The sequence below is a fragment of the Shewanella sp. 30m-14 genome, assembly GCF_052977125.1.
In genome coordinates this window covers 94,500-120,536 of sequence record NZ_JBRILW010000009.1, presented here as the reverse complement: position 1 = coordinate 120,536, position 26,037 = coordinate 94,500, and the positions used below count along the sequence as shown (strand labels likewise).

The 26,037-nt window shown below is 44.9% G+C and carries 21 protein-coding genes; 14 read left to right on the top strand and 7 right to left on the bottom strand.

The annotated features are described in order from the left end of the window. Positions 1-17: 17 nt before the first annotated feature. Together ACVBIU_RS08995 and ACVBIU_RS08990 are read right to left on the bottom strand one after the other, a co-directional pair. Positions 18-908, bottom strand: coding sequence for a radical SAM protein (locus ACVBIU_RS08995; RefSeq protein ID WP_447163570.1), 891 nt, complete (start codon positions 906-908; stop codon positions 18-20). Between the two features lie 133 nt (positions 909-1,041). After that, positions 1,042-1,854: an enoyl-CoA hydratase/isomerase family protein gene (locus tag ACVBIU_RS08990; protein WP_447163569.1), complete on the bottom strand. Its 813-nt coding sequence runs from the start codon at positions 1,852-1,854 to the stop codon at positions 1,042-1,044. Positions 1,855-1,988: 134 nt separating this feature from the next. Here ACVBIU_RS08990 and ACVBIU_RS08985 point away from each other — a divergent pair, with 134 nt between their 5' ends. After that, positions 1,989-2,933 carry a LysR family transcriptional regulator gene (locus tag ACVBIU_RS08985; RefSeq protein WP_447163568.1) on the top strand — a complete coding sequence of 315 codons (945 nt, stop codon included), beginning with the start codon at positions 1,989-1,991 and terminating at the stop codon, positions 2,931-2,933. A gap of 336 nt (positions 2,934-3,269) precedes the next feature. Here the strand turns inward: ACVBIU_RS08985 and ACVBIU_RS08980 are convergent, their stop codons facing one another. Together ACVBIU_RS08980 and ACVBIU_RS08975 are read right to left on the bottom strand one after the other, a co-directional pair. After that, complete coding sequence (locus ACVBIU_RS08980; protein WP_447162324.1) at positions 3,270-6,374, bottom strand: efflux RND transporter permease subunit; 3,105 nt, start codon at positions 6,372-6,374, stop codon at positions 3,270-3,272. A 9-nt stretch (positions 6,375-6,383) separates the two neighbouring features. After that, positions 6,384-7,487 carry an efflux RND transporter periplasmic adaptor subunit gene (locus ACVBIU_RS08975; protein ID WP_447162325.1) on the bottom strand — a complete coding sequence of 368 codons (1,104 nt, stop codon included), beginning with the start codon at positions 7,485-7,487 and terminating at the stop codon, positions 6,384-6,386. Between the two features lie 702 nt (positions 7,488-8,189). Here ACVBIU_RS08975 and ompW point away from each other — a divergent pair. Beyond that, positions 8,190-8,840 carry an outer membrane protein OmpW gene (ompW, locus tag ACVBIU_RS08970; protein ID WP_447162326.1) on the top strand — a complete coding sequence of 217 codons (651 nt, stop codon included), beginning with the start codon at positions 8,190-8,192 and terminating at the stop codon, positions 8,838-8,840. A 146-nt stretch (positions 8,841-8,986) separates the two neighbouring features. On the opposite strand, the gene ACVBIU_RS08965 is transcribed toward ompW, so the two are convergent. Further along, a complete protein-coding gene (locus ACVBIU_RS08965) occupies positions 8,987-9,760 on the bottom strand; it encodes an SDR family NAD(P)-dependent oxidoreductase (protein WP_447162327.1) in 774 nt (257 codons plus the stop codon). 217 nt (positions 9,761-9,977) lie between these two features. Between ACVBIU_RS08965 and ACVBIU_RS08960 the strand changes: the two genes are divergently transcribed. Together ACVBIU_RS08960 and metA are read left to right on the top strand one after the other, a co-directional pair. After that, complete coding sequence (locus ACVBIU_RS08960) at positions 9,978-10,379, top strand: YbaY family lipoprotein (protein WP_447162328.1); 402 nt, start codon at positions 9,978-9,980, stop codon at positions 10,377-10,379. Positions 10,380-10,454: 75 nt separating this feature from the next. Beyond that, on the top strand, positions 10,455-11,393 hold the full coding sequence (metA, locus tag ACVBIU_RS08955; protein ID WP_447163567.1) for a homoserine O-succinyltransferase MetA: 939 nt from the start codon (positions 10,455-10,457) through the stop codon (positions 11,391-11,393). A 93-nt stretch (positions 11,394-11,486) separates the two neighbouring features. Here the strand turns inward: metA and ACVBIU_RS08950 are convergent, their stop codons facing one another. Then, positions 11,487-11,903 carry a DUF3568 domain-containing protein gene (locus tag ACVBIU_RS08950; RefSeq protein ID WP_447163566.1) on the bottom strand — a complete coding sequence of 139 codons (417 nt, stop codon included), beginning with the start codon at positions 11,901-11,903 and terminating at the stop codon, positions 11,487-11,489. Between the two features lie 412 nt (positions 11,904-12,315). On the opposite strand from ACVBIU_RS08950, the gene ACVBIU_RS08945 reads away from it, so the two are divergent. The 9 genes from ACVBIU_RS08945 to ACVBIU_RS08905 all read left to right on the top strand — a co-directional run bounded on the left by ACVBIU_RS08945 (position 12,316) and on the right by ACVBIU_RS08905 (position 23,179). Further along, on the top strand, positions 12,316-13,506 hold the full coding sequence (locus tag ACVBIU_RS08945) for an acetyl-CoA C-acyltransferase (RefSeq protein WP_447163565.1): 1,191 nt from the start codon (positions 12,316-12,318) through the stop codon (positions 13,504-13,506). Between the two features lie 199 nt (positions 13,507-13,705). Continuing rightward, positions 13,706-15,205, top strand: coding sequence for a CoA-acylating methylmalonate-semialdehyde dehydrogenase (locus tag ACVBIU_RS08940; RefSeq protein ID WP_447163564.1), 1,500 nt, complete (start codon positions 13,706-13,708; stop codon positions 15,203-15,205). A gap of 237 nt (positions 15,206-15,442) precedes the next feature. Next, the gene (locus ACVBIU_RS08935; protein WP_447162333.1) at positions 15,443-16,600 is read left to right on the top strand and encodes an acyl-CoA dehydrogenase family protein; all 1,158 of its coding nucleotides are present in this window, start codon (positions 15,443-15,445) and stop codon (positions 16,598-16,600) included. 86 nt (positions 16,601-16,686) lie between these two features. Next, positions 16,687-17,490 (top strand): enoyl-CoA hydratase, encoded by an 804-nt coding sequence (locus tag ACVBIU_RS08930; RefSeq protein ID WP_447162334.1) that lies wholly within the window; start codon positions 16,687-16,689, stop codon positions 17,488-17,490. After that, complete coding sequence (locus ACVBIU_RS08925; RefSeq protein WP_447163563.1) at positions 17,490-18,701, top strand: enoyl-CoA hydratase/isomerase family protein; 1,212 nt, start codon at positions 17,490-17,492, stop codon at positions 18,699-18,701. The genes ACVBIU_RS08930 and ACVBIU_RS08925 overlap by 1 nt, the downstream gene beginning before the upstream one ends. A 146-nt stretch (positions 18,702-18,847) precedes the next feature. Then, a complete protein-coding gene (mmsB, locus tag ACVBIU_RS08920) occupies positions 18,848-19,789 on the top strand; it encodes a 3-hydroxyisobutyrate dehydrogenase (protein WP_447163562.1) in 942 nt (313 codons plus the stop codon). Between the two features lie 4 nt (positions 19,790-19,793). After that, positions 19,794-20,552, top strand: coding sequence for an SDR family oxidoreductase (locus ACVBIU_RS08915; protein ID WP_447163561.1), 759 nt, complete (start codon positions 19,794-19,796; stop codon positions 20,550-20,552). A gap of 273 nt (positions 20,553-20,825) precedes the next feature. Then, positions 20,826-21,053: a hypothetical protein gene (locus ACVBIU_RS08910; RefSeq protein WP_447162339.1), complete on the top strand. Its 228-nt coding sequence runs from the start codon at positions 20,826-20,828 to the stop codon at positions 21,051-21,053. A 92-nt stretch (positions 21,054-21,145) separates the two neighbouring features. Beyond that, positions 21,146-23,179, top strand: a complete 2,034-nt coding sequence (locus tag ACVBIU_RS08905) for a prolyl oligopeptidase family serine peptidase (protein WP_447163560.1) — start codon at positions 21,146-21,148, stop codon at positions 23,177-23,179. A gap of 48 nt (positions 23,180-23,227) precedes the next feature. Here ACVBIU_RS08905 and cueR read toward each other — a convergent pair whose 3' ends face one another. Continuing rightward, positions 23,228-23,608 (bottom strand): Cu(I)-responsive transcriptional regulator, encoded by a 381-nt coding sequence (gene cueR, locus ACVBIU_RS08900; protein WP_447162341.1) that lies wholly within the window; start codon positions 23,606-23,608, stop codon positions 23,228-23,230. 102 nt (positions 23,609-23,710) lie between these two features. On the opposite strand from cueR, the gene ACVBIU_RS08895 reads away from it, so the two are divergent. Further along, positions 23,711-25,966, top strand: a complete 2,256-nt coding sequence (locus ACVBIU_RS08895; protein ID WP_447163559.1) for a heavy metal translocating P-type ATPase — start codon at positions 23,711-23,713, stop codon at positions 25,964-25,966. The last annotated feature ends 71 nt before the right edge of the window (positions 25,967-26,037 follow it).

The window sequence follows — 26,037 nt, the reverse complement described above, 5'->3', positions numbered from 1 at the left end:
CTTTAAAATCTCTGACGTTAAAATCGGCCAACGTAAGCTTTACCAATTAAACTTTCATCTTTGTTGATTAAGTACTTATTTATAGATGCTAGCATGTCAAGTTTGTCATCTTTAAATATGCCTTTTATTGGTAATAAATTAGATGCATGAGTACCATCAATATATAGGTCTGGTAACTCAATATGTTCCAGCAACATCTTCATCTCTTCTAGTACTTCATAAGGATCGAGCAAATTGAACTCACCTTTGGCAACTTGCCTACATAAAGCAGTGCCCTCAATGGCAACAGTGGTTAATGTGCCCAGTAGATAAGGTTTCATCTGATTGATTAATTTCGCAGTTTCCTTTATGTGAGTCTGCGATATGTCACCACGGCCTCCGATACCAATCATTACCATTGCGACAAGTTTGATGCCTGAAGCAACAATATTACGGCCTGCGACAAGCATCTCTTCAGCGCCAACGCCCTTACGAATCGTACTGAGTACTTCATCTGAACCGGATTCAACTCCTAAATAGGTCATAGTGAGTCCAGCTTGCCTTAATTGTGTTAACTCTTCTTGAGTCTTACTCAGTGTACTTTGTGGGCCAGCATAAGTACTGACATGGCTTAAGTTTGGAAATGCAGCGTACAGCTCTGCCAGTATGTCTAATAGCATGTTGGTGGGCAGTGAAATTGCATCACCATCACTTAGGAATACTTTTTCTATCTTGTTAATATTGGCGCCAAAAGCACGTTTTGCCATCTGAATATCTTCTATCAGTTCATCGATAGACCTTGCTCGGTAGCGCACGTCTTTGTACATAGAGCAATAGGTGCATTTATTGTAGGAACAGCCAATCGTGCATTGCAGTATGTAAGCGTCCGCCTCTAATGGTGGACGATAAATATTACCTTCGTATCTCACTTTTACCTTTACTTAACCGGTTTACGGTCATCCAATTATTTAATAACGTTTTTTAGCAATTCAAAATTTAGATAATATGGCAGCCATAGGTTTGTTTATCGATGCCCATACAGATGAGCTTCTAGCCGCTGAACTACTTGGCAAGCTCTGCAGCCGTATCGACAAAGATCCCTTGAATATCTTTTGCTTCGCGGTCTGTTTGTCCACCATGTTTGATAAATGCATCTATGATGGCTTGTGTTTTATTCTCTTTTTCGCGCTCTAGAAAATAGCGTAGCTCTAGCTCGGCGCCAGCATCTTCATCTATTATCGATGCCGCGATGATCTCTTTGTACATCACAATATTACGAATTTCTAATTGGCTAATAACACCAAGCACCTGGGCTAAGAAGCCATCTATTTCGGCCTTGGGAACGTACTGAGTAATGATATTTAACGCTTCAGCTTGTTGAGCGGTAAAGTCATTACCTAGTAATAAGGCCTGCAGTGCTTTGTTTTTACCCATTCTGCGAGCATACTGCACCGCGCCTTGGCCACCCGTTGGGATATTCACATGGATTTCAGGTTGAGCAAATACAGCATTTTCTGTCGCATAAGCCAAATCACAGGCCATCACAAATTCGTCTCCACCGCCACGAGCGACGCCATCCACCACAGCAACTGAAAGCTGCTTCATGGCTTTAATGTTGGTGATCATGTGATTAAACTCAATCGATGCAGCTTGCCCTGCGGGCGTACCGTTGATCACATGCAAGTCCAAGTGAGCTAAAAAGAACAGTGGATGGAGTGACTTAAACACCACTATTTTGGTATCACGATCATATTTTAACGATAAAACAAAGGCGTTAACTTCATTGATCAAATCACTGGTGATTACATTCGATGGTGGATTATTGATGCTAACCGTTGCTATGCCTTCGCTGTGGCTAATTGCTAACTTGCTCATAATGTCTTCCTCATGGATTTAGTGGCTCAGTTTGTTTAAGCCGTTAAAGTGTAGCTACTATAAGGTTGTTATAAGCTAAGAAAAATGCGTAAACTGGCACCTTATTGGTGCCAAAAATGCAACAAAGAGGGTGTATGGATTTTCCAAGTCGATTATTACTACTGCTTGAAGTCGCTGAACTGGGCTCATTTAGTAAGGTGGCAGAACAAAGAAATGTCGATAGATCTGTTATCTCGAAACAAATCAGCCGGCTAGAGCATGAACTTGGCGTACATTTGCTAAATCGCACCACACGATCGCTCTCTTTAACCGCAGTGGGTCATGAGATGGTGGCCCAAGCAAAATCATTGCGCATGCTGTTAAATGACTCGCATCGATTGGCACAGTATTATCATTCTGAACCCAAAGGCGTATTACGGATCACGAGTTCGACTCTGTTTGGTCGACAACATGTACAGCAAGCAGTGTTGGTTTTTCAGCAACAATATCCAGATGTTGATATTGAACTGCGTTTAGAAGATAGACTCATCGATATGGTTGCAGAGGGGTTTGATATTGGCTTTCGTATCGGCAAACCAAAAGACTCAAACCTTATTACCAGAAAGATTGCACGAAACCGATTATTGATTGTGGCGGCTCCTGAGTTCATCAAAAAACACGGCGAAATAAAGACGCTTGAACAACTAGAAACTTTACCCGCTGCAGTTTACGCAGCGCCTGGGCTGCTGATTGATAAGTTCTCCTATCTTGATGCCAACAGCGAAACTAAGCAGCTGCAATTGAATGTGGTTTATAAAGTTAACGATGTTGAAATGATCACCAAAACGGCTGTCGCGGGCAATATGCTGGCAGTTGTTACTGCGCAGATGATTGATAACGAAATTCTAGAGCAGAAGCTTGTTCCTATTATGACTGAGCTACATTTAAATGATCTCGGTACGTTTTATGCCGTGTATCCGCACCGAGACGCCCCAATTAAAACTAAATTATTTATTAACACGCTCAAAGCTATCATTGGAGAAGAGGTGCCAATATGGGAACAGAAAATCCCCAATTTCGATAAAATGTATGGGCATTGAGCAAGCTGATAACCCCCCCCATCTTTAGCTCTGCTGTAGCAAGTTTGCTGTCTTTGGATGAGTTTTACGCACTGAGTGACTCATCAAGTTGTCGTGCTATTTGATTGTAGAAGCCGAAGTCGCGATTGAAAATCTGGCTTGGCTTTTGTTACTTAAGTCTTTGTATTGGTTTTGTATTGATTTGCTGTATTGGCTTTTTGTGTTTTATATTTTTGGGGGAGGGGCGTTTTTAGTATGCCGCCAAACCCTTTACCATTGCTATCGTTACTCACAATGGTAAAGGGCTCTGGGTTATTGTTGCGTTATTTGGGCGTTAATTTGGTAATTGTCTTGGTGTTAATGCGGTGTCAGCTGAGCGTCATCGCTTATATTGCTTTGCTGCTCATCAAGTCCCTCATGGAGTTTATGATTACTCGCGATGTACGTGTACATAACGGGCAGAACAAACAGTGTGAACAGTGTTCCTACTGCAAGTCCAGCAACGATCACTAAACCAATATTGTAACGCGAAGCAGCGCCCGCTCCGCTAGCAAACAATAATGGAATTAACCCTGCAATCATGGCAGAGGTAGTCATAAGGATCGGGCGAAGTCTCACTGTGGCTGCTTCAATGATGGCATCATGTTTTGATGCGCCTTTAAATATTTGCTCCTCTTTGGCCACCTCACACATCAAAATGCCATGTTTGGTTATTAGTCCAACTAAGGTAATTAATCCAACTTGTGAATAGATATTGAGTGAGGTTTCACCCGATATATGTGTCCACCCAAGGGCGATTAACGCACCACTAATAGCAAGTGGCACAGTGAACATGATCACTAATGGGTCGCGTACACTTTCAAATTGACTGGCTAAAACCAAAAAGATGATGGCAAGAGCAAGGGCGAAAGTGACATACAAAGAGCTACCTTCTTCGACGAATTGGCGTGCTTCCCCCATAAAGGTGTACGTAAAGCCCGGAGGTAAATCTGTTTTTGCCAATTGGTCGAAATAGGCAATGGCATCGCCCATTGCGACATTCGGTGCAGGTACCGCCTCAATTGAGATTGAGTTCATTTGATTGAAATGAGGTAACGATTTTGCGTTGCCATTGACGCTATAACTGACAAGGCTTGATAGCGGGATGGCAGAACCATTTTGTGCGGTGACATAAAACTGGTCAATTAACTTAGGATTAGCCCTATAGACACGCTCCACTTGGGGAATGACCTCATAGGAGCGACCATCAATATTCACCCTGTTAATATAGCCACCACCCATCATGGTACCGAGTGTTGAGCCTATCTCCTGCATGGTCACGCCGTAGGCACCAGCAGCCTCGCGATCAATTTTGAGTTCTACCAAGCCCGAATCATATTTTAGATTCAAATCCGTATAGACAAGAAGTGGACTCTTTTTGGCTTTCTCTAATAGCTTATTACCAATGCTGTATAGAGTTTCAAAGCTGGCAGGACTAGTGATAACGAATTGAATAGGCAATCCTCCTGAGGCGCCAGGAAGAGAGGGCATTTGGTATGCTGTAGCGGTAATCCCAGGGATTTTTTTGGCTTCTATATTAACGTTTGCGGAGATCTCTTTTTGGCTTAATTTTCTATCACTCCAAGGGACAAGCGGCGCGATGGCTAGCCCTTGACTCGTTGTAGGAACGCCAACTAATGCTAATGATGCCTCTACTTGTGGCTGCTTGGAGATAATTTGAGTAATTAGCTCCATATTAGCCTGGATATAGTCATTATTAGAGGTTGATGGGGTGGTTCCTATCACGACCACAACGCCTTGATCCTCATCTGGAGCAAGCTGAGAAGGTATGAAGTTAAATATTATAGGTAAGGATATAAGCACTATGATTGCAAAGAAGACGATTGCCCCCTTATGATCAAGCACCGCAATCAGCGTCTTGTGATAGCGCTTGGTTAAGCCACCGAGCACTCGTTCAACGGTTTCTTCAAACTTTCCTGGTTGGGTGTGTGGTTTGAGCATCTTTGAGCACATCATTGGCGATAGAGTCAGAGCAACAAAGCCAGAAATGACCACAGCACCTGCGAGTGTGAGGGCGAACTCTTTAAATAATGAACCCGTGACGCCACCCATCAATGCAATCGGCGCATAGACGGCTGCTAAAGTGATGGTCATGGATATAACGGGCACAGCGATTTCTCGGGTCGCAACCAACGCCGCCTCTAAAGGTTTTGCCCCCATTTTGATATGCCGATCTACATTTTCCACCACCACAATAGCATCATCAACCACTAAGCCTATCGCTAATACCATGGCGAGTAATGTCATGAGGTTAATAGAAAAGCCAAATACTTGCATTACAGCCATCACGCCAATTAAAGACAGTGGAATAGTGATAATCGGAATGATGACCGCACGGAAGGAGCCAAGAAAAAGCAAGATCACGATAATAACAATTACAGCGGCTTCAGCGATGGTTTTTACAACTTCATCAATCGAATCTGTAATAGCCAGCGTAGAGTCATAGATTAGCGTCGATTGAATGGTAGTCGGGAGATTTTTTTCAATCAAAGTAAACTGGGTTCGTATTCCTGCGGCAACATCAAGTGGATTGGCTGTCGGAGTCGCATTAATACCAATAATCACGGCTTCTCGACCGTTAGCGAGCGCACGAGTGCTGTCACTGCTTTTTCCAAGGCTGATGTCTGCCACATCTTGTAGCTGAACAATTTGGCCATTATCACTTTTAATGACTAATTTTTTGAGCCCGTCAACGGTGTCGACCTGACTATCAATTGTGCCATTTAAAATAGTGAAACTACTATTAAACTGACCGACTGCTGATTGATAGTTATTTTGTTGTAAAACACTGATTAAATCGGCGGTGGTAAGGTTATATTGACCCAGTTTTATCGGGTTAGGCCATATGCGGAGTGCGAATGGTGTGCCCCCCATCATCTGAATATTAGAGACACCATTAACGGTTGATAGTTGAGGGTTTACAACTCTTTCAAGGTAATCGACGATTTGACTGGAGTCGAGTTCTTTACTGAAAAAAGAGATATACATGATAGAGGTTGTCGCCCCGGTAGAGGAGGTGACTGAAGGATTATAGGCCTCTTTCGGCAGTTGGTTCGTTACCGAGTTTATTTGAGACAATACATTTGCCAATGCCTCTTCAGGGTTTGTATTAAGCCTCATATTTAGTGTGATAGTCGAAGTGCCAAGTTGGCTTGATGAGGTCATAAAGTCAAGATTATCCACTTGGGATAAGGCTTGCTCTAAAGGCTGAGTGATAAAACCCTCAATTAATTCGGCATCGGCGCCAGGATATGGCGTCGTTACTGTAATGACCGTGTTGGTCATCTCTGGATATTGTCTGACCTGCAGATCTTTTATCGCATTGAGGCCAAGAATAAAGAGTAGAATGCTCAGAGAAGCAGCCATGACGGGGCGATGAATAAAAGTGTCGGTGAAATTCATATGTCGCTCCTACAGCTTCGGCATTTTATCTGGAAGCGAAATTGGGTTCGGTGTTACGCTGACTTTAGTATTATTACCCAGATTGAGAATACCGGTTGTCACAACGTCTTGATCAAACTTCAAGGCGCCTTTAACTAATGCGTAGTTACCGTCTCTTTGTAATATTTCAACCGTTACCTGCTTAACCCGCGTGTCATCACCTTGCTTTTCTATTACAAAAACTGAGTTACCATATAAAGCAAACACTATGGCTGTCTGTGGTAATACAAATTGCTGCTCGAGGTCACTTAAGCCAACATTGACTTCCGCGAACATACCGCCTCGTAATGTTTGATCATCATTTGGCAGTTCAGCCTGAATCATCACTAAGCCGGTTTTATCATTAATAACAGGTTCGATAGCGTTAATTTTTCCTGAAAATATCCGCTCTGGATAGGAGTCAACGGTTAACGTAATAGGCTGACCGACACTCAGTTTACCTATTTGAGATTGAGGAACACTGAAGCGAACGCGCATGACTGATAAGTCTTCTAGACGAACAATGTTGGTGCCTGCAGAAAGGAATTGTCCGAGGTTGATATTTCTAATTCCCAGTACGCCATCAAAGGGGGCTTTAATTTGACGAAGCTCAATATTTGCTTGAAGGCTTTCTATGTTGGCTTGCAGTGCTTCATATTTAGCTTGAGCTGTCTGTAAACTTTGTTCTGATATCGACTTATCTCGGTAGAGTTTTAGTTGCCTGTTGTAATCGTCCCTTACTGAGGGGAGTTGAACCTCTTGCTCCTTTAGCTGTGCAGCTTGCACTGACGAATTGATGTTGACCAGGGTTGTATTCGCCTTGGCTTTATCACCATTTTCAAAATTAATTGCAGTAACAAGCCCTGCCACTTCATTAGAGATATTGACCCCTTGGTTGGGTTCAATAAAACCAATTGCTTTAATGTTTTGTGACCAAGTCGTTGGAGTTAGTTTTTCAATGGTCACGGGATAAACGGGTTCGGGCAGATTGGCGAGTTTTGTTTCGATTTTTTTATTAACAAAAAGATTAAAGCCGATGACGCTGCCAAAGGCGAGTATGGCAACGGTTACAGCCCCTATTACCCATTTGTTCATATCCTATCTCCAATTGTTGTAAGGTGTTTTTTCTTAACAGTAAATATAGCGACTCCACTAAACATAGGATTAATTAATAAGACCAGCAAGAATATAAGTCTGATTTAAGTAGGTCTGACACTAATGGTGTTACTACCCTAAGGTCTTGCTTTGCATAAAAGTTATTGGCACGGCATCTATTAGGGGAAGTTGGGGTATGCTGCAGATCGCCCTAGGTTGTCAATATTTTGTACATTCTGCTCCCCATTAGCGCCTTACATCTATCGCCTATCGCTGAGCATCTATTGCTTAGTATCTATTCCTCAGTTATCAGCACAGGCTCACGTGAATTTAATTTCTGGAAAAATAAATCTTAGGTGTACTCATCTGTTTTACCGATAACGATTCTGAATGTGATTAGGTCCGTTGCTTGCGAGCGTTGAGAAACTTATCGCTGGCAGGTTGATTTATTGTTGCATTGACTTTTTATTGCGTTAGCTCGTTAAGTGAGCTTAGTTGGCTTTTGTCACAAAATTCAACGCTATGGTATGCGGCATCGTCTTGCAAGTGTGATCAAGATCGCCTTTATGTATCTCTAAGTGAGTATTCGATGCTTGTATTGATTTAGATCAAATTTAAAGAGGTGTTAATCAGGCAGGATGCACACAAATGTAAGGATATTGATAATAAAAACAGCGCTAAGTGTTGTATTAATGGAGTAGTATGATGAACAAAAAAATCGTTTCTAGCTTAATCGCCACAGCCCTTCTCACTACCGGTTTCGCCTCTTCTGTATCAGCTCACCAAGCTGGTGATATTATCGTTCGTGCTGGTGTTGCCGTTGTTGCGCCAAATGAATCTAGCCCTGTTGTTGCAGATGTCGCAGAATTTAGTGTGAGTGATAATACACAGCTTGGTTTGAACTTTGGTTATATGATCACTGATAACATTGGTATTGAGTTACTTGCTGCGACGCCATTTAGTCATGATATTTCACTGGGTTCGTTAGGTAAGATCGCTGAGACTAAACATTTACCACCAACTTTAGTTGTTCAATATTACTTCGGTGATGCACAATCTAAACTACGTCCATATATTGGTGCGGGTGTTAACTTCACTAATTTCTATGACAATGAGTTCACTCAAGAAGCTAAAGATTTAGGTTTGTCAGAATTGAGCTTGTCAAACTCTTGGGGGGCGGCTGCCCAAGTAGGTTTAGACTATCAAATCAATGATAGCTGGCTAATTAATGCCTCTGTTTGGTACGCACAGATCAGTACCGACGTTAAGTTTAATTTAGGGGATGCTCCTCAAAAAGTCGAAACAGATATCGACCCATGGGTTTACATGGTTAGCGTAGGTTACACTTTCTAATATTAGTGTCTAGAATTGTCATAAGTGACAAATCTAACCGATAAAAAAGGAGCCAGTAGGCTCCTTTTTTATACTTTGTATTTTTTATACTGCTCTTAAGTAAAATCGCCTAAGTGCATTAACATCAGTGCAGTCACATAAGCGTATTACTTAGATTCTTTCTTAGCTGCGCGCTCAGCTTTTTTCTGCTCTTTGGTTTTCCAGTGGCGAGTATTGTAGACAAACTCAGGTAAACCTTTAGTCAACCATGCCACTAGGCGCCAGCGTTTGGTGACGTAGGCTTTGCGCTTGCCTGCTTTCATCGCTTTAATCACTTGATTAGCTACAACTGGCAGTGGCGACAACCACAGACGATTTTGCTGCATGGCCGCTTTATCTAACATGCCTAATTGGATATCGGTAATCGTGATAGGCAGCTTTAAACGCTGGGCATGCATGCTTAGGCCTTCAAAGTAGTTTTGTGCATAAGCTTTCGATGCGTGATAGGCGACACTCGGACCCCCTCTTAGACCCGCTATCGAGTTAATTGCCGCAAGTTGACCATAGCCTTGATCGCGAAATAGCCTAAAGGCAGTATTGCAAATGGCTGAAAAGCCTTGCACATTTACTGTGATGATATCTTGCTCTGGTTGCCATGGTAGCTCAGGATCGTAATGGGTTAACCCTGTATTAACCAGAACAAGATGAGCGCCGCCTAGAGAATGCCAAACAGCATTAATGGTACTGATCACGGCTTCTGGATCATCAATTTTCAATGGAAAAACCTGCGCCTTAGTGGGCAAGGATTGGCTAAACTCGGTAAGAGATTGTGGATCTTGTGCTAACAGGGCCAGTTCAACGCCTTCATCTGCAAGTTGTTTTGCAATTTCACGGCTGAGTAATGAGCTAGCGCCCACAATTATTGCAGTTGCTTGTGTCATATGGGTATTCGACTTCGAATAGGTAACTTATCATAGAAAGATAAGTGTATTAGAACAAGATTAATTGTCAGTTGCTGTGACAAGGATTGTGAGAATACCTATTCTTTAACAGCTGTTATCGATAGGTAGCTAATAGACTTTTCTATTTAACTGATATAATTTCAAGTACGGACATATAGACTTCTAGAAGTCTTAATGTATTATGAGGAGTATAAATATGGAACGGTGGTTTAAGCCTTTATTACCTTTAGTGGTAGCTGCAAGTATGTTGACCGGTTGTGCAACATCTAATGCAGTGGTGGAGATCCAAGGTGAAGTTTGGTACAAGGAGCGCATGATACTCCCTGAAGATGCCGTCATCACTGTACAAGTTCAGGATGTGTCTTTAATGGATGCGCCTGCTGTAGTGATTGCAGAGTTTGAGCGTAATGATGTCAGCACACCAACACCTTTTCAGTTTTTAATTAATAGAGATCAATTTGAAGACGGCCATACCTATACGATTGGGGCGCGCATTAGTCTTGATGACAAGTTGATGTTTATCAATACACAAGCTTATCGAATTGATTTGGACTCAAGTGAGCCAATGTCAGTTTTAGTGCAGAAGGTGGCACGTTAAATTAATTGACCACGAGTTAATTTAAACGGCGCGTCTCATTCTGATAGGTCATTCGAATTAGAAAAGAGGCGCGCTATGCCGGTTAAAATCCCCGATGATCTGCCCGCGGCAGAGATCTTGGAATCTGAGAATATCTTCGTTATGTCTGAAACTCGGGCAGCGAATCAAGATATTCGTCCAATGAAGGTGTTAATTTTGAATTTAATGCCGAATAAAATCGAGACCGAAACGCAGCTGTTACGTCTTTTAGGGAATACTCCGCTACAAGTTGATGTGGATCTACTCAGAATTCACGATAAAGAGTCCAAACATACCTCAATCGATCACATGAATAATTTTTATCGAGACTTTGAGCATGTGCGCCAGAAAAACTACGATGGTTTAATCATTACTGGTGCGCCACTTGGGCAGGTTGAGTTTGAAGACGTGTCATACTGGGATCATATTCGTGAGATTATTGACTGGTCGCAGCAGCATGTTACCTCGGTTCTTTTCTTATGTTGGGCAGCGCATGCTGCACTGTTTCATCTATTTGACTTAAACCGATCATTGCTTAAAACAAAGCGCTCAGGTGTCTATAACCATCGCCGCACTACAGAGCATTACCCTTTACTACGTGGTTTTGATGATGAGTTCTTTGCACCACATTCTCGTTTTGCTGAGATGGACATTAACAAGCTACGTGCGCATCCAGAACTTGAGGTATTGACTGAATCTGATGAGGCAGGTGCCTATATGGTACTCAGTAAGAATAATCGCAACCTATTTGTAATGGGCCATCCTGAGTATCAAAAGTCGACCTTAAAAGATGAGTACCAGCGCGATCTCGCTCAGGGGTTAATGCCTGACTTACCGCAAAACTACTTTAAAAATAATGATCCTGAGCAAGAACCTATCGCACGCTGGCACAGTCACGGTAGTCTGTTGGTGAGTAATTGGCTCAACTATTATGTGTATCAGCTTACCCCTTATAACCTCGATGATATGACCGAAATTACCCCCTGGGAGTCTTAATTGTTAAGGGGTTAACTCGCTAATGCAAAATGCCGATGTTCTTTATTGAATATCGGCATTTTGGTATAAGGCGGTTTCACTTAGCGTGTAAGTTTAATTGTTATCAGCAACCAAAACGCAGTGTGCATCAAGTGAGCGACAAACGGTAAAAACGCCATCTAAGACTAATTGTGTGCTTGGTTGCGGATCCACATCAGAGGTGATCAGAAGTTGAGATAAGTCAGGCGCTATGCTTGAGACCTTTAAACTTGCGTTTAAATCTCCCTTGGTAATTTCGATAGCGTGATTTTTTATAGAGCTCGATGCTATGGCCAGCAAGGGGTTAGCTTGAATGGTTTTTAGTGCGACTTGATAGATTTGCTCTGGTGTCGCTTTTATATTCACAGTGGCCACTTCATGCTTCGAACTTTTATAATAAGTTACCGCTCCTATGGTTACCGCCCCAACAGCAACACAGCCGCTCAGCATTATATTGGTCAATAGCACTAACAATATCGATATATTTTTCATAAGCATCCTTTGGTTATTTGTTCATCATGTTTCGCATTGCAATCGATAGAGCATCAACATGCTATGTGCAGTGAAACGTGTAACTGATTGGTATAACTATTTGCTGTATTAATAATAAAAGGCTAGTGCACCTCAAGCTGATCACAAGTAACAAAACGCAGAGTCTGTATTCCCCCGCTAGTGTAAATTCTATGTGACAACTCAGTCCTATACTTTGGTAGATGTTTGACCAAACAACCCTTGCTTTACGTTCGCGTAAACGTCACAGTGTTAAATATTGAGCAGAAGCGCACTTTATATTAACTAGGCAATAACCTCGCGGCGGTCAACACGAAACTTTGCAGCAACCTACATTTTGCACGGCTTTGGACCGCTTCTATTAAAGGTTAACTAGCGTATTACCGGAGTAATTATGAGTTCAGTTAAGTTAGATCAAGATATCGTTATCGTTGCAGCAAAGCGTACCCCAATGGGCGGATTCCAAGGTGCACTATCCAGTGTTACATCACCAAAGCTCGCCGCAACAGCTATCAAGGGCTTGATGCAACAAAGCGGTCTAGCTGGTGGACTGGTTGATGAAGTATTGATGGGCTGCGTACTGCCTGCGGGTTTAGGTCAAGCGCCAGCACGCCAAGCAACCTTAGGCGCTGAGCTGCCACTATCGGTTGGCGCAACGACAGTCAACAAGGTGTGTGGATCCGGCATGAAAACCGTCATGTTAGCCCATGATTTAATTAAAGCTGGCAGCGCGAATGTGATTATTGCTGGCGGTATGGAAAGCATGAGCCAAGCGCCATACCTGTTAGATAACGCGCGCGGTGGCATGCGTATGGGACATGGTAAGGTGCTGGATCATATGTTCCTTGACGGTCTTGAAGATGCATATACCGGTGGGGCAATGGGCACATTTGCGCAAAACACCGCAGACGATTTTAAGCTAACCCGTGAACAGATGGACAGCTTTGCACTGAGCTCACTGGAAAAAGCCAATAGCGCTATTAATTCAGGTGCCTTTATCGATGAAATCACGCCGGTAACCGTAGCAAACCGCCGCGGCGATATCGTGGTAGATACCGATGAGCAGCCGGGTAACGCTCGCCCAGACAAAATCCCAACACTGCGCCCAGCTTTTGCCAAAGACGGCACTATTACCGCCGCGAACTCTAGCTCCATTTCAGATGGCGCAGCCGCATTGATGTTGATGACCCGCGCACAAGCTAATGAGTTAGGTCTTGATGTGATGGCAACCATTAAGGGGCACACCACTCACGCACAACAACCATCAATGTTTACTACCGCTCCTGTTGGCGCGATGAACAAGCTGCTCGATAAAGTGAGCTGGGCTCAAGAGGACGTGGATCTGTATGAGATCAACGAAGCCTTTGCCATGGTCACCATGTTAGCCATTTCTGAGCTTGGGCTCGACGGCAATAAAGTCAATGTTAATGGCGGCGCTTGTGCGCTAGGCCACCCTATTGGTTGCTCGGGTGCGCGTGTACTGGTGACTTTGATTTATGCCCTTAAAGCGCGAGGCTTAAAACGCGGAGTAGCATCACTGTGTATTGGTGGCGGCGAGGCAACAGCGATGGCAATTGAGCTTTAAAGGCTCGGTTGTAGCAAATAAAAGATAAACGACAGTATTCAACAAGACCGAACCCGTTTAAAGCCAAAATGCTAATAAGCAAGGTACTAATAGCAAGTGAACCGATGTGTTTACTCGCAATACCAGAATAATAAATTGGCCGAGCGGGTTCATCATTTTGCAAATGTCAGCAAATGACATTGCCAAAGTAGGAAGCGATATGACAACTCAAGTGAAACATTACATCAACGGCGAATGGGTATTAGGCCAAGGTGATAAGCAGATAGCCGTGACCAATCCTGCCAATAATGAAACCATCGCAGTGGTAAATGCAGCGAACCATACCGAAGTGTTAAGTGCGGTAGCCAGTGCTAAAGCCGCTTTTCAAAGCTGGAAAGAGGTGCCTGTTTCAGAGCGTGCTCGTGTGATGCTTAGATATCAGCACCTTTTAAAACAACATCACGACGAAATTGCCACTATCTTAGCCCAAGAAACCGGAAAAACATTTGATGATGCCAAAGGTGATGTATGGCGTGGCATCGAAGTGGCTGAGCATGCCTGCAATATTGCCTCTATGATGATGGGCGAAACCGTTGAAAACGTGGCACGTTCAATCGACACTTACAGCTATACCCAGCCACTGGGTGTTTGCGCGGGTATTACCCCATTTAACTTCCCAGCGATGATCCCACTGTGGATGTTCCCGTTAGCCATCGCTTGCGGTAACACGTTTATCTTAAAGCCATCAGAGCAAGATCCAATGACGCCGCAGCGCTTAATAGAGCTATTTGAAGAGGCGGGCGCACCAAAAGGCGTAGTGCAGCTGGTTCACGGCGATAAAACGGCTGTGGATGTTTTACTTTCTCACCCAGATATTAAAGCCATCTCATTTGTGGGTTCGGTGAATGTGGGTCAATACATTTACAAAACCGGTACTGATAACTTAAAGCGTGTCCAAGCCTTTGCCGGGGCTAAAAATCACTGCGTGATTATGCCTGATGCCAATAAACAACAAGTGATTAATAACTTAGTTGGCGCATCTGTTGGCGCGGCGGGTCAACGTTGTATGGCGCTTTCAGTTGCTGTGTTTGTTGGCGCAGCAAAAGAGTGGATCCCTGAGTTAAAAGAGGCGATAGCTAAAGTCAAACCAGGACTTTGGGATGATAAAGATGCCGCTTATGGTCCGGTAATTAGCCCTGCCGCTAAGCAGCGCGTAGTGAGCCTGATTGCACAAGGTATTGAGGAGGGCGCCGATTGCTTACTCGATGGTAGCGATTTTACCGTTGAAGGTTATGAGTCGGGTAATTGGGTTGGCCCAACTCTATTCGATAAAGTCACGACTGATATGAGCATCTATAAAGAAGAGATATTTGGCCCAGTGCTGTGCTGCATGAATGCCCAAACCTTAGAAGAAGCGATAGCGATAGTGAACGACAGCCCATACGGCAATGGTACCTCCATCTTTACCGCCAGTGGGGCAGCTGCACGTAAATACCAGCACGAGATTGAAGTGGGTCAGGTGGGTATTAACGTCCCCATTCCAGTGCCATTGCCTTTTTTCTCGTTCACTGGTTGGAAAGGCAGTTTCTATGGCGATCAGCACGCATACGGTAAGCAAGCGGTACGTTTCTATACTGAGACCAAGACCATCACAGCTCGCTGGTTTGAGTCAGATATTGCCGTTGCATCAGCACCGAATATGACTATCGACCTTAAGTAATCGTCACAATAGCCACCCAAATGGGTGGCTATGATGTCTACTTATGCAGGCTTAGCTATGTAGGCTTAGCGCCAACATGGCACTAAGCCTACTAGCGACACCAAGCAGATTAAACACGTAAGTTATAACGAATAGAGGTCGGCAGCACATGTCTTTAAAGGCTGTACTAGCAAAAGACCCACAGCCTGAAACGAGATAACTAGTTTAGGCAATCGACAGGACAACAGGAGTACCCCGATGGATTTTAATCTCAATGAAGACCAACGCCAATTTGCCGATTTAGCCCAGCAGTTTGCTAAAGAGGAGCTTGCTCCCTTTGCCGCCAAATGGGATGAAGAGCATCACTTTCCCAAAGATGTGATTCAAAAAGCGGGCGAGCTAGGCTTTTGCTCACTGTATTCGCCAGAATCTGAAGGCGGAATGGGACTATCACGCTTAGATTCATCGATTATTTTTGAGCAACTATCCATGGGCTGCACCGCAACTACAGCCATGCTAACTATCCACAATATGGCCACTTGGATGGTCACCAGCTTTGGTACAGCAGTATTACGTCAAGAGTGGTCTGAGTCACTCACTACAGGTGAAAAGCTAGCATCATATTGCTTAACTGAGCCAGGGGCGGGCAGTGATGCTGCTGCATTGCAAACTAAAGCGGTACGTGAGGGCGATGAGTACGTCATTTCAGGCTCTAAAGTGTTTATCTCTGGCGCGGGAGCCACTGAGCTATTAGTGGTGATGTGCCGCACCGGAGAGGCGGGCCCTAAAGGCATTTCAGCGATTGCGGTTCCAGCCGATGCTGCCGGAGTTATTTACGGTAAAGCGGAAGATAAGATGGGCTGGAACGCCCAGCCAACCCGTGAAATCACCTTTGAAAACGTACGGGTGCCAGTTGCTTATTTACTCGGTGAAGAAGGTCAAGGCTTTACCTTTGCCATGAAGGGACTTGATGGGGGCCGCATCAATATTGCCACCTGCTCAATTGGTACCGCCCAAGCCGCACTTGAACGTGCGACTCAATATATGAATGAGCGTAAGCAGTTTGGTAAGCCGTTAGCGGCGTTTCAGGCATTGCAATTTAAGCTCGCCGATATGGCGACTGAGCTGGTAGCTGCGCGCCAACTTGTGCGCTTAGCTGCATTTAAGTTAGATGAGCAAGATCCAGAAGCCACAGCGTATTGCGCCATGGCAAAACGCTTTGCCACCGATATCGGTTTTCAGGTGTGTGACGCTGCGCTGCAAATTCATGGTGGCTATGGTTACATTCGAGAATATCCATTAGAGCGCTATGTGCGAGATGTGCGAGTGCATCAAATTTTAGAGGGAACTAACGAAATCATGCGCTTAATTATTTCGCGCCGTTTGTTAGATGAAAACGCAGGCGCCATTCTATAAGCCATCTTATAAGCGCACAGTATTAGCGGCATCGTTTAAACGAGCTAGCCGCCTAACTTGATTTCAGTTTTGTATAGGGAGTTACCATGTCTCAGGAACATCAGGATTTAGAGCAACAGTCTTTATTAATCGAGCGTATCGTCGGTCACACAGCGGTGATCAGCATGAACAATCCGCCAGCCAATACCTGGACGGCAGCGAGCTTACAAGAGCTAAAATACAAAGTATTAGCGCTTAACGAAAACAAAGATGTTTATGCTTTGGTGATCACGGGCGAAGGGCAAAAGTTCTTCTCGGCAGGCGCAGACTTAAAGCTGTTTGCAGACGGCGATAAGCAAAATGCAGCCGATATGGCACGTTACTTTGGTGAAGCCTTTGAAACCTTAAGTGCGTTTCGAGGTGTATCAATTGCGGCCATTAACGGTTATGCCATGGGCGGCGGTTTAGAAGTGGCGCTTGCCTGCGATCTACGTATTTGTGAACAGCAAGCCCAGCTCGCGCTACCTGAAGCGACAGTCGGTTTACTTCCTTGTGCAGGTGGTACCCAAAATTTAACCGCGCTAGTGGGTGAGGGGTGGGCCAAGCGCATGATTTTATGTGGTGAGCGTATTACTGCTGCCAAAGCTGAGCAGATAGGCTTAGTTGAAGAAGTGGTTGAGCAAGGTAATGCCTTTAATGCCGCAATGGCACTTGCAGATAAAGTGGCAAATCAAAGCCCGAGCAGTATTAAGGCGTGTAAAACATTAATACAGGCTGGACGCAGCATGCCAAGAATTGATGCGCTACCGTTAGAGCGCGACCTATTTGTTGAACTGTTTGATACAGCAGATCAGGGGGAAGGGGTAAATGCCTTTTTAAATAAGCGTAAAGCGAATTGGAAGAACGGCTAATGAGCGAGCTCAATATGCAGGCAAGTCATGAACAAGTGCTGTTTAGTACCTTAAATACCGATACGGGTAAGCAAGTTGGTGTGGCAACGCTCAACATCGAAAAAGCGCTTAATGCACTGAACCTAAACATGGTGCAGGCATTAACTGCGCAGCTCATCACATGGCAAAGTGACCCGAATATAGCTGCAGTTGTACTAGACGGTGCAGGTGAAAAAGCCTTTTGTGCTGGCGGCGATGTGCGCGCTATTTACCAGGCATCAATAACAACACCGGGCGAAGTGACTGAGGCGGCGACGGAGTTTTTTAAACAAGAGTATGAGCTTGATTATCTGCTGCATAGCTTTGGTAAGCCAGTATTGGTTTGGGGCGACGGCATTGTGATGGGCGGCGGTTTGGGGCTAATGATTGGCGCGAGTCATCGCATTGTCACTGAGCGTTCGCGCATTGCCATGCCAGAAGTCACTATTGGTCTATATCCTGATGTGGGTGGCAGTTACTTCTTAAACCGTATGCCGGGTAAAAGCGGCCTGTTTTTAGGGATGACCGCTTACAACATGAGCGGCGCAGACGCTTATTATGTAGGCATTGGTAATCACTATCTCAATAGCGATGATAAAAGCGCTCTGTTTGACCAATTAACGGTTTTACCTTGGGGCGATAACAATGATGCGAATCATCAAGCATTAACCGCAGTGCTTAATATTATGGGTACTGGCTGTAAAACGCCGCTAGCAAAGAGCGTGCTTGAGCAAAACCAGTCATTAATTGATGAGTTAATGTCGGGAAGTCTTGGTGAAATAGTAAGCAGAGTCTGCCAACTTGAGTCGAACATGCTTGAGGGCAATACGTTAGAGGGAAATGTGTTAGAGATAAACGTATTAGAGGCAAAGCCCTGGCTAGCAAAAGCGCTAAAAACCATGTTAGCGGGTAGCCCAATCAGTTTAAGTCTTGTGCATCTGCAATCAAAGCTGACTGAAGTACAGGGTAAAGAGTTGAGCTTAGCAGAGTGTTTTAAGTTTGAGCTTGGCTTAAGCGTTAATTGCTGTGCTAAGGCGGATTTTGCTGAGGGTGTGCGTGCTTTGCTTATCGACAAAGACCGCAATCCGCAGTGGCGCTTTGCAGATGTTGCGGCGCTCCCACAAGGCTATGCACAAGCTCTGCTGCAATCGCCTTGGGATGATGAAAACCATCCGCTTAAAGATTTACATTAGCCATTCGCTTAAAGATTAACATTAGCTAAGCGTTGCACGATAGCGCACATGAGTGCGCTTTCACGCAAGATAAATGAGCGGTGAGTGGTATTGGCCGCGACAGGGATTAAGATCCCAACACTCACAAACGTGAACCGGAGTGAATAATGAGTACAGTTGCATTTATTGGTTTAGGAAACATGGGCGGGCCAATGGCGGTCAACCTGATAAAAGCGGGTTTTACCGTTAAAGTATTTGATTTGGTACCAGCGGCAATGCAGGCATTATGCAATCAAGGCGCACTGATGGCAACGAGTGCCTGCGGCGCTGCGGCTGGCGCGGATATTGTTGTGACTATGCTACCTGCGGGTAAGCATGTGCGTAGTCTGTATGTGACGAATGAGTCAAGCCAGGATGCAAACGATGATACCAAAAAAGGTTTAATTGATGTGGTTGCTCCAGGAACCTTACTTATCGATTGTTCAACCATTGATGCAGACAGTGCCCGCTTTGTGGCTAAGCATGCTGCAAGCAAAGGCTTAGCCTTTATCGATGCGCCAGTATCGGGAGGCACAGCGGGCGCAGCGGCGGGAACATTAACCTTTATTTGTGGCGGCAGCGATAAGGCTTTTGAACAGGCACAAGGCGTATTAAACGCGATGGGCGCTAATATCTTCCACGCAGGAGGTCCGGGTGCTGGGCAAGTGGCTAAAATATGTAATAATATGCTGCTTTCTGTCTTAATGGTTGCCACATCGGAGTCATTACAGATGGGAGTGGACCATGGTTTAGACCCCAAAGTTCTTTCCGATATTATGAAAGTCAGTAGTGGCGGCAATTGGACGTTAGATAAATATAATCCGTGTCCAGATGTGATGGAGTCGGTGCCGTCATCTAACGGTTATCAAGGCGGCTTTATGGTTGACTTGATGGTGAAAGATTTAGGGCTGTCGCAAGAGGCGGCGCTGTTATCCAATTCAAGCACGCCAATGGGCGCATTAGCGCGAAGCCTCTATGTAAACCATGCGAAACAAGGTAATGGTAAACGAGATTTTTCGAGTATTTTTGAGCTGTTTGCTCAGTCTGAGCAGATAAAAAACAAAGGGTGATCCAATGGATTTAAAAGATAAGGTTGTTGTTATTACTGGTGGTGCAGGTGGACTAGGTTACGCCATGGCGGAGAATTTAGCGGCTGCAGGTGCCAAGCTAGCACTTATCGACGTTGACCAAGAAAAGTTGGAAAAAGCCTGTGCCAACATAGGTGCAACGACTGAAGTTCAAGGTTATGCCGTAGATATCACCGATGAAGAAGACGTATTTGCCACTTTCCAGTTTATTAAGGAAGACTTTGGTCAGGTAAACGTGCTCATTAACAACGCAGGTATTTTGCGTGATGGCTTTTTACTCAAAGCCAAAGAAGGCCAAGTGATTGATCGTATGTCATTCGATCAATTTCAGTCTGTCATCAACGTCAATCTAACAGGTTCATTTTTATGTGGCCGTGAAGCGGCAGCAGCCATGATAGAAACTAAGCAAGAAGGCGTGATTATTAATATCTCAAGTCTTGCTAAAGCGGGTAACGTAGGTCAGTCAAATTACGCGGCGTCAAAAGCAGGCGTTGCGGCAATGAGCGTAGGTTGGGCCAAAGAGCTGGCTCGCTACAATATTCGTAGCGCAGCGGTTGCACCGGGCGTAATTGAAACTGAAATGACTGCGGCAATGAAGCCTGAAGCGCTTGAGCGTTTAGAGAAGATGGTACCAGTAGGTCGTTTAGGTCAAGCAGAAGAGATCGCATCGACGGTACGCTTTATCATTGAAAATGATTATGTTAACGGCCGCGTATTTGAAATCGATGGTGGCATTCGCTTATAAGTTTGTGACTGGCACAGAGGTCCCATCAATGGTGGCAATTGCCCGGGCGTTTAGAGTAAGACTTAACAGTGCGTTTTATCATTGAAAATGTCTATGTACATGGCCAAGTAAACGGCCGCGTATTTGAAATCGCTGGCGGTATTCGTCTGTAAGTTTTAATTCATCGATAAAAACGGGCATCAGCCCGTTTTTTTATGCGCCATTAACAGAGTTTGAATAATGGTTTAGCTATAGGTCATAATAGCGCCAGAATAAAAGCAATATGGGAACAAAATGGATAAGCTTGAAAGGGCGACGAAATTAATGATGTTTGTTGTAGGCTGCGTCGGTCTGCTGGTGATCTATTTTGGCTTTTTTTATCTGTTATTTACCGGCAGAAGCACAGCGGCAACCCCTTGGTATATTCTGCTTTCGCCATGGGTGTGCATCTATTTTGGATTAAGTAAATCCAAGCAACTGGCTGCGATCCGCTGGTTTACCAAAAAATGGACTCGAAAGTAACGTACACCGAATGAGACTGTAAATGACCTCTAAACATGAATTTACCTCTCATCATTTGGCTATGTGTTAATAATTGGCTGCTAAGAGGCACAATGATAGCGTTTAAATTAGCGATACTCACCTTAGTCAGTTTCCTGCTACTAATGGGGTGTAATGAAGCGCCCAAGCAGGCTGATATTGCAGAAGTGCCAAGACAAGTTGAGGGTATTACCCTTGCCGACTTTGGGAGTTGGGAGTCTCCGGTTACACCGGAAGATGTCTATGATTTAGCCGATGACATTAGTGATGTTCGTGCCACGTCTCAAGGCATTTATTTTGTGCAGTCTAATGCCGATAATGCTGGCAAGAAGGGCGTTTATCGACTCGACCTTGATGGCTCTATCAATAAAGTGGTGTCGTCAAATTTCAATATTCGCAGCCGAGTGCATGAATATGGCGGCGCGCCTTTTGTGGCTATTGGTAATAGCCTATTTGCGACTAAATTTTCAGATCAAATCTTGTATCGAATAGCGCCGAATCAAGCGCCATTTGCATTAACACCTAATGGTACTCGTCACGCTGGTTGCATCTCTAACCCCAAAGCCTCTCGATTAATTTGTGTTCGTGAAGACCACCGTGGTCAAAATGGGCCGGTTAACAGTCTTGTGGGGATCAACTTGTCCTATGCCGATGAAGGTATGATCTTGAGCTCTGGCGCCGACTTTTATTCAAAGCCAGTTCTTTCACCGGATCAAACCCAGCTGGCTTGGGTGTCATGGAACCACCCTAATATGCCATGGGATAACACCGAGTTGTGGCTCGCGGATCTTGACTCAAAGGGCGTTATTGTTAATTCAAGGCAAATTGAGATGCCAAAAAAAGGCTCTATCTCTCAACCTTTGTTTAGCCCGACGGGCCAGCTTTACTTTGTTGCAGACTTTAATAACTGGTGGAATATCTATCGCTTAGATGCGCAACTTGAGCCTGAAATCGTGCTAGAAAAACAAGCTGAGTTTGCGGTTGCTGACTGGCAAATAGGGCAAAGTAGTTATGCGTTTGAAAACGAGCACAGCTTAATTGCCAGCTTTAGCCACGAAGGCTTGGCTCAGCTCATTCGTATCGATACCTTAAACGGTATTGTTGAGCCCATCGCGGTTGATTTTGCAGAAATATCCTACGTTACTCAGCATGAAAACCAAGTGCTATTTGTAGGGGCAAAAGAAACCCCTGAAAAGGGGATTTACAAGATCCAGGGCCGCGCGGCTGAGCTAGTGTATACACCGAGGCTAACCGTTATGGATCCTAACTATATTTCAAGAGCACAGAGCTTGAGCTTTACAACCGGTGATAATCAGACCGCCCATGGCTATCTGTATCTGCCTAAAAACCCCAACTTTCAAGGCCCCAAAGATCATGAACCGCCATTGGTCATGATGCTTCACCCTGGTCCTACAGCTAAAGCGAGCCGTGCATTTAGGCGAGATATCCAATATTGGACCAGCCGTGGCTTTGCGGTGTTTGATGTCAACTACCGAGGCAGCACGGGCTTTGGCCGAGATTACCGTAATAGCCTATATGGCAATTGGGGTAAATCTGATGTTAATGATGCCGTGAGAGCGGCAGGGTTTTTAGTTAATCGTGGCTCAGTTGATGGCCGGAAACTGGCCATTAGAGGTAACCGTGCTGGTGGCTTTACTGCGTTGTCAGCTGTGGCGTATTACAGCACCTTTGGTGCTGGCGTAAGTTACTCTGGGATCAGCGATATGGAAGAGTTTAAACGTCATGCGCATAAGTTTGAGTCTCGTTACCTAACTCGTTTGCTGGGCAATATGGATAACGTTAAACAGCGCTCAGCGATGTATAACCTTAAAGGGGTCAATGAGCCGTTACTGCTTATTCAGGGTGTGAATGACTCGCTTATTCCTGCAGAGCAGTCACAGATTATTTACCAAGCAGTGGAAAAGAAAGGGATCCCAGTTGCTTATCTTGAATTTAATGATGATGCGGCCAATAGAGTCTCGCCTCAAAGCAAGAAGCAAGCGTTAGAGGCTGAGTTATCATTTTATGGGCAGATATTTGGTTTTACCCCAGCGGGTAGCATCCCGCCTTTGGCCATTGATAATATCGACAATCTGCGACGAAGATAACGGGCGGCTTTGAAGGGGGAAACCTAATGAATGAGCCACTTTTGCGCTTTATCTAAGACCCTTTAATATGGCGCAGTTGGGCTGTTCTCCACCTTGGCAATCATGGATCAGCTGCGAGAGTTGCTCTCGTAAGATGTTGAGTTGGCTAATCCGTAACTCAATATCTTGCAAGTGATGTGAGGCAAGCTCTTTTACATCAGCCGCATTACGACTGGTGTTATTTTGCAGCTCAAGTAACGCTTTGCAATCTTCCAGTGCAAAGCCTAATGCTCGGCAGTGCTGGATAAATTGCAGCGCGTTAACGGCACTGTCGCTGTATTCTCGGTAGCCATTATCTCCCCTTTGACCCATGACTAAACCGATATCATGGTAGTAACGGATGCTCTTTACCGATAAACCTGTGAGTTTTGCTACTTCACCAATCTTCATTAATACTCAGCTCCTATAAGAAAATAAAAATTCGGTTTGACTCTCCCCTTATAGGAGACATTACGCTTAGTTTAATCAAGAAACAAATCGGGGAATATTCTCATGGCTAATATCAATCTGTACGTGCCTAAAATGAACTGCGCTAGTTGTGTCGCAAAGATTGAGTCCGCATTCGACAACGTTAATCAAGACCAGAGCGACGGCAATAACCATAGCTTATCGGCAAGGGTGAATTTAGCCGATAAATTAGTATTAGTGTCAGGTGAGATCTCAGCGAAAAAAGCGATAGCAATCGTAAGCAGTGTGGGTTATGACAGTGAGCTTGTCATCGACGCCCAAAGCGGCGCTGCGCAAAAAGGTGAAGATGAGCGTAAAGAGTATCGCTTAAGAATGTTGCAGGCCGCCGTAGGTTTAGGGCTTGGTGTGCCATTAATGTTGTGGGGCTTACTCGGCGGCGAGATGATGGTCAACAGCGCTAATCAACAGTTAGCTTGGGGCATAGTGGGTATTATCACCTTGTTGGTGATGGCGCTAACAGGCAGGCATTTTTATCAAGGTATGTGGCGTGCCATTAAGGCTAAAAGCGCGAATATGGATACGCTTATCGCTTTAGGTACGAGCGCTGCTTGGATCTATTCGATGATGGTGGTAACTGCGCCGCAGTGGTTTCCTACCGATACCAGGCACGTTTATTTTGAAGCCAGTGTCATGATCTTAGGGTTAATTAATCTCGGTCACGCATTAGAGCTACGCGCTCGCGGTAAAACCAGCGAAGCGGTGCAGCGTTTATTAGGGCTACAGGCCACAACCGCAATACGAGTCAGTGACTCGGGTGATGAAGAGGTTGAAATTAATCAGCTAAACATAGGTGATCGTTTAAGACTGCGTCCGGGAGACCGAGTCGCACTCGATGGTGTAGTGATAAGCGGTGAGACATTTATTAATGAGTCGATGTTAACGGGTGAGCCAGTCCCTGTGCACAAGGCGCAGGCTGATACCATTAGTGCTGGGACGGTTAACGGTAACGGTAGCCTTATCTATCAGGTCACAGCTGTTGCTGAAGATACTAAGCTCTCAAAAATTATTGAACTAGTGCAGCAAGCGCAAGTATCTAAGATGCCCATTGGGCGCTTAACCGATAAAATATCAGCATACTTTGTGCCCGTGGTTGTCGTCATTGCGATAGCTAGCTCGGTTATCTGGTACCTAGTGGGCCCTGAGCCCGCGTTATCTCATGCGTTAGTTGTGTTAACCAGTGTATTGATTATTGCTTGCCCCTGTGCATTAGGCTTAGCCACACCGATGTCGATTATGGTCTCGGTAGGGCGCGCCGCGCAGATGGGCGTCTTAGTCAGAAATGGTGAAGCGTTGCAAACCGCCAGTAAGATCACAACAGTGGTGTTAGATAAAACAGGCACAGTGACTCAGGGCTCACCTGAGGTGACAGAGATGTTGCTATTGGATAACAGCGTCAATGAATTGAGCTTACTCGAACATGTGGCCAGCTTAGAGCAACATTCTGAGCACCCACTTGCCAGCGCGATAATTACCGAGGCAAAGCGGCAATCGATTACGCTCAATGAGCCAGACAGCTTTAGCAATGTGCAAGGAAAAGGGATTATTGGGGTTGTTGCTGGACGTCAATATGCCGTGGGTAATATGAGCCTAATGCAACAAGCAGGGTTAGATCCAGCTGACTTATCGGGCTATCAAAAACAGGTGTCAGAGCTTGCGAGTCAGGGGCAAACCCCCGTATTTGTAGCGATGGATAGTGTGCTGGTAGCCATAGTTTCAATCAGCGACCCGATAAAAGCCGATGCGGCGCAAGCGGTGACGGCAATGAAAAGGCAGGGGTTAAAGGTCGTGCTATTGACTGGGGATAACCCGCTAACAGCTCAAGCAGTTGCTGACAAAGTGGGTATTGATAGCGTATTTGCTCAGGTGCTTCCCGAGCAGAAACAGCAAAAGGTGCTCGAATTACAGCAAGCAGGTGAAGTAGTTGCTATGGTTGGTGATGGCATTAATGATGCGCCAGCGCTAATGAGCGCCGATGTCGGTATTGCAATGGGCAGTGGTACAGAAGTTGCCATCGAGAGTGCTGACTTTACGTTGTTATCAACACGACTCATGGTGATTAGTGACACTTTGGCGCTGGCACGAGCAAGCATGACGAATATCAAGCAGAACTTGTTTGGCGCGTTTATTTATAACAGCTTAGGGATCCCCATTGCGGCAGGTGTGCTGTTCCCATTCACCGGGATTTTACTCAGCCCTGTGGTTGCTGGAGCTGCGATGGCATTATCGTCACTGACGGTGGTAACTAACGCTAATCGCTTACGCAAACAGAGATTAAAATGATGCCGTTGATAAAGTGTTGCTAAGCACTAATGATTAATGTGTTGTTGGCTTTCGCGACTGAGGTTTGCTCT

Excerpts from the sequence above, each read along its gene's own strand:
- ACVBIU_RS08990 (WP_447163569.1), bottom strand. The coding sequence starts at position 1,854 with ATGAGCAAGTTAGCAATTAGCCACAGCGAAGGCATAGCAACGGTTAGC.
- ACVBIU_RS08985 (WP_447163568.1), top strand. The coding sequence starts at position 1,989 with ATGGATTTTCCAAGTCGATTATTACTACTGCTTGAAGTCGCTGAACTG.
- ACVBIU_RS08980 (WP_447162324.1), bottom strand. The coding sequence starts at position 6,374 with ATGAATTTCACCGACACTTTTATTCATCGCCCCGTCATGGCTGCTTCT.
- ACVBIU_RS08975 (WP_447162325.1), bottom strand. The coding sequence starts at position 7,487 with ATGAACAAATGGGTAATAGGGGCTGTAACCGTTGCCATACTCGCCTTT.
- ompW (WP_447162326.1), top strand. The coding sequence starts at position 8,190 with ATGATGAACAAAAAAATCGTTTCTAGCTTAATCGCCACAGCCCTTCTC.
- ACVBIU_RS08965 (WP_447162327.1), bottom strand. The coding sequence starts at position 9,760 with ATGACACAAGCAACTGCAATAATTGTGGGCGCTAGCTCATTACTCAGC.
- ACVBIU_RS08960 (WP_447162328.1), top strand. The coding sequence starts at position 9,978 with ATGGAACGGTGGTTTAAGCCTTTATTACCTTTAGTGGTAGCTGCAAGT.
- metA (WP_447163567.1), top strand. The coding sequence starts at position 10,455 with ATGCCGGTTAAAATCCCCGATGATCTGCCCGCGGCAGAGATCTTGGAA.
- ACVBIU_RS08950 (WP_447163566.1), bottom strand. The coding sequence starts at position 11,903 with ATGAAAAATATATCGATATTGTTAGTGCTATTGACCAATATAATGCTG.
- ACVBIU_RS08945 (WP_447163565.1), top strand. The coding sequence starts at position 12,316 with ATGAGTTCAGTTAAGTTAGATCAAGATATCGTTATCGTTGCAGCAAAG.
- ACVBIU_RS08940 (WP_447163564.1), top strand. The coding sequence starts at position 13,706 with ATGACAACTCAAGTGAAACATTACATCAACGGCGAATGGGTATTAGGC.
- ACVBIU_RS08935 (WP_447162333.1), top strand. The coding sequence starts at position 15,443 with ATGGATTTTAATCTCAATGAAGACCAACGCCAATTTGCCGATTTAGCC.
- ACVBIU_RS08930 (WP_447162334.1), top strand. The coding sequence starts at position 16,687 with ATGTCTCAGGAACATCAGGATTTAGAGCAACAGTCTTTATTAATCGAG.
- ACVBIU_RS08925 (WP_447163563.1), top strand. The coding sequence starts at position 17,490 with ATGAGCGAGCTCAATATGCAGGCAAGTCATGAACAAGTGCTGTTTAGT.
- mmsB (WP_447163562.1), top strand. The coding sequence starts at position 18,848 with ATGAGTACAGTTGCATTTATTGGTTTAGGAAACATGGGCGGGCCAATG.
- ACVBIU_RS08915 (WP_447163561.1), top strand. The coding sequence starts at position 19,794 with ATGGATTTAAAAGATAAGGTTGTTGTTATTACTGGTGGTGCAGGTGGA.
- ACVBIU_RS08910 (WP_447162339.1), top strand. The coding sequence starts at position 20,826 with ATGGATAAGCTTGAAAGGGCGACGAAATTAATGATGTTTGTTGTAGGC.
- ACVBIU_RS08905 (WP_447163560.1), top strand. The coding sequence starts at position 21,146 with ATGATAGCGTTTAAATTAGCGATACTCACCTTAGTCAGTTTCCTGCTA.
- cueR (WP_447162341.1), bottom strand. The coding sequence starts at position 23,608 with ATGAAGATTGGTGAAGTAGCAAAACTCACAGGTTTATCGGTAAAGAGC.
- ACVBIU_RS08895 (WP_447163559.1), top strand. The coding sequence starts at position 23,711 with ATGGCTAATATCAATCTGTACGTGCCTAAAATGAACTGCGCTAGTTGT.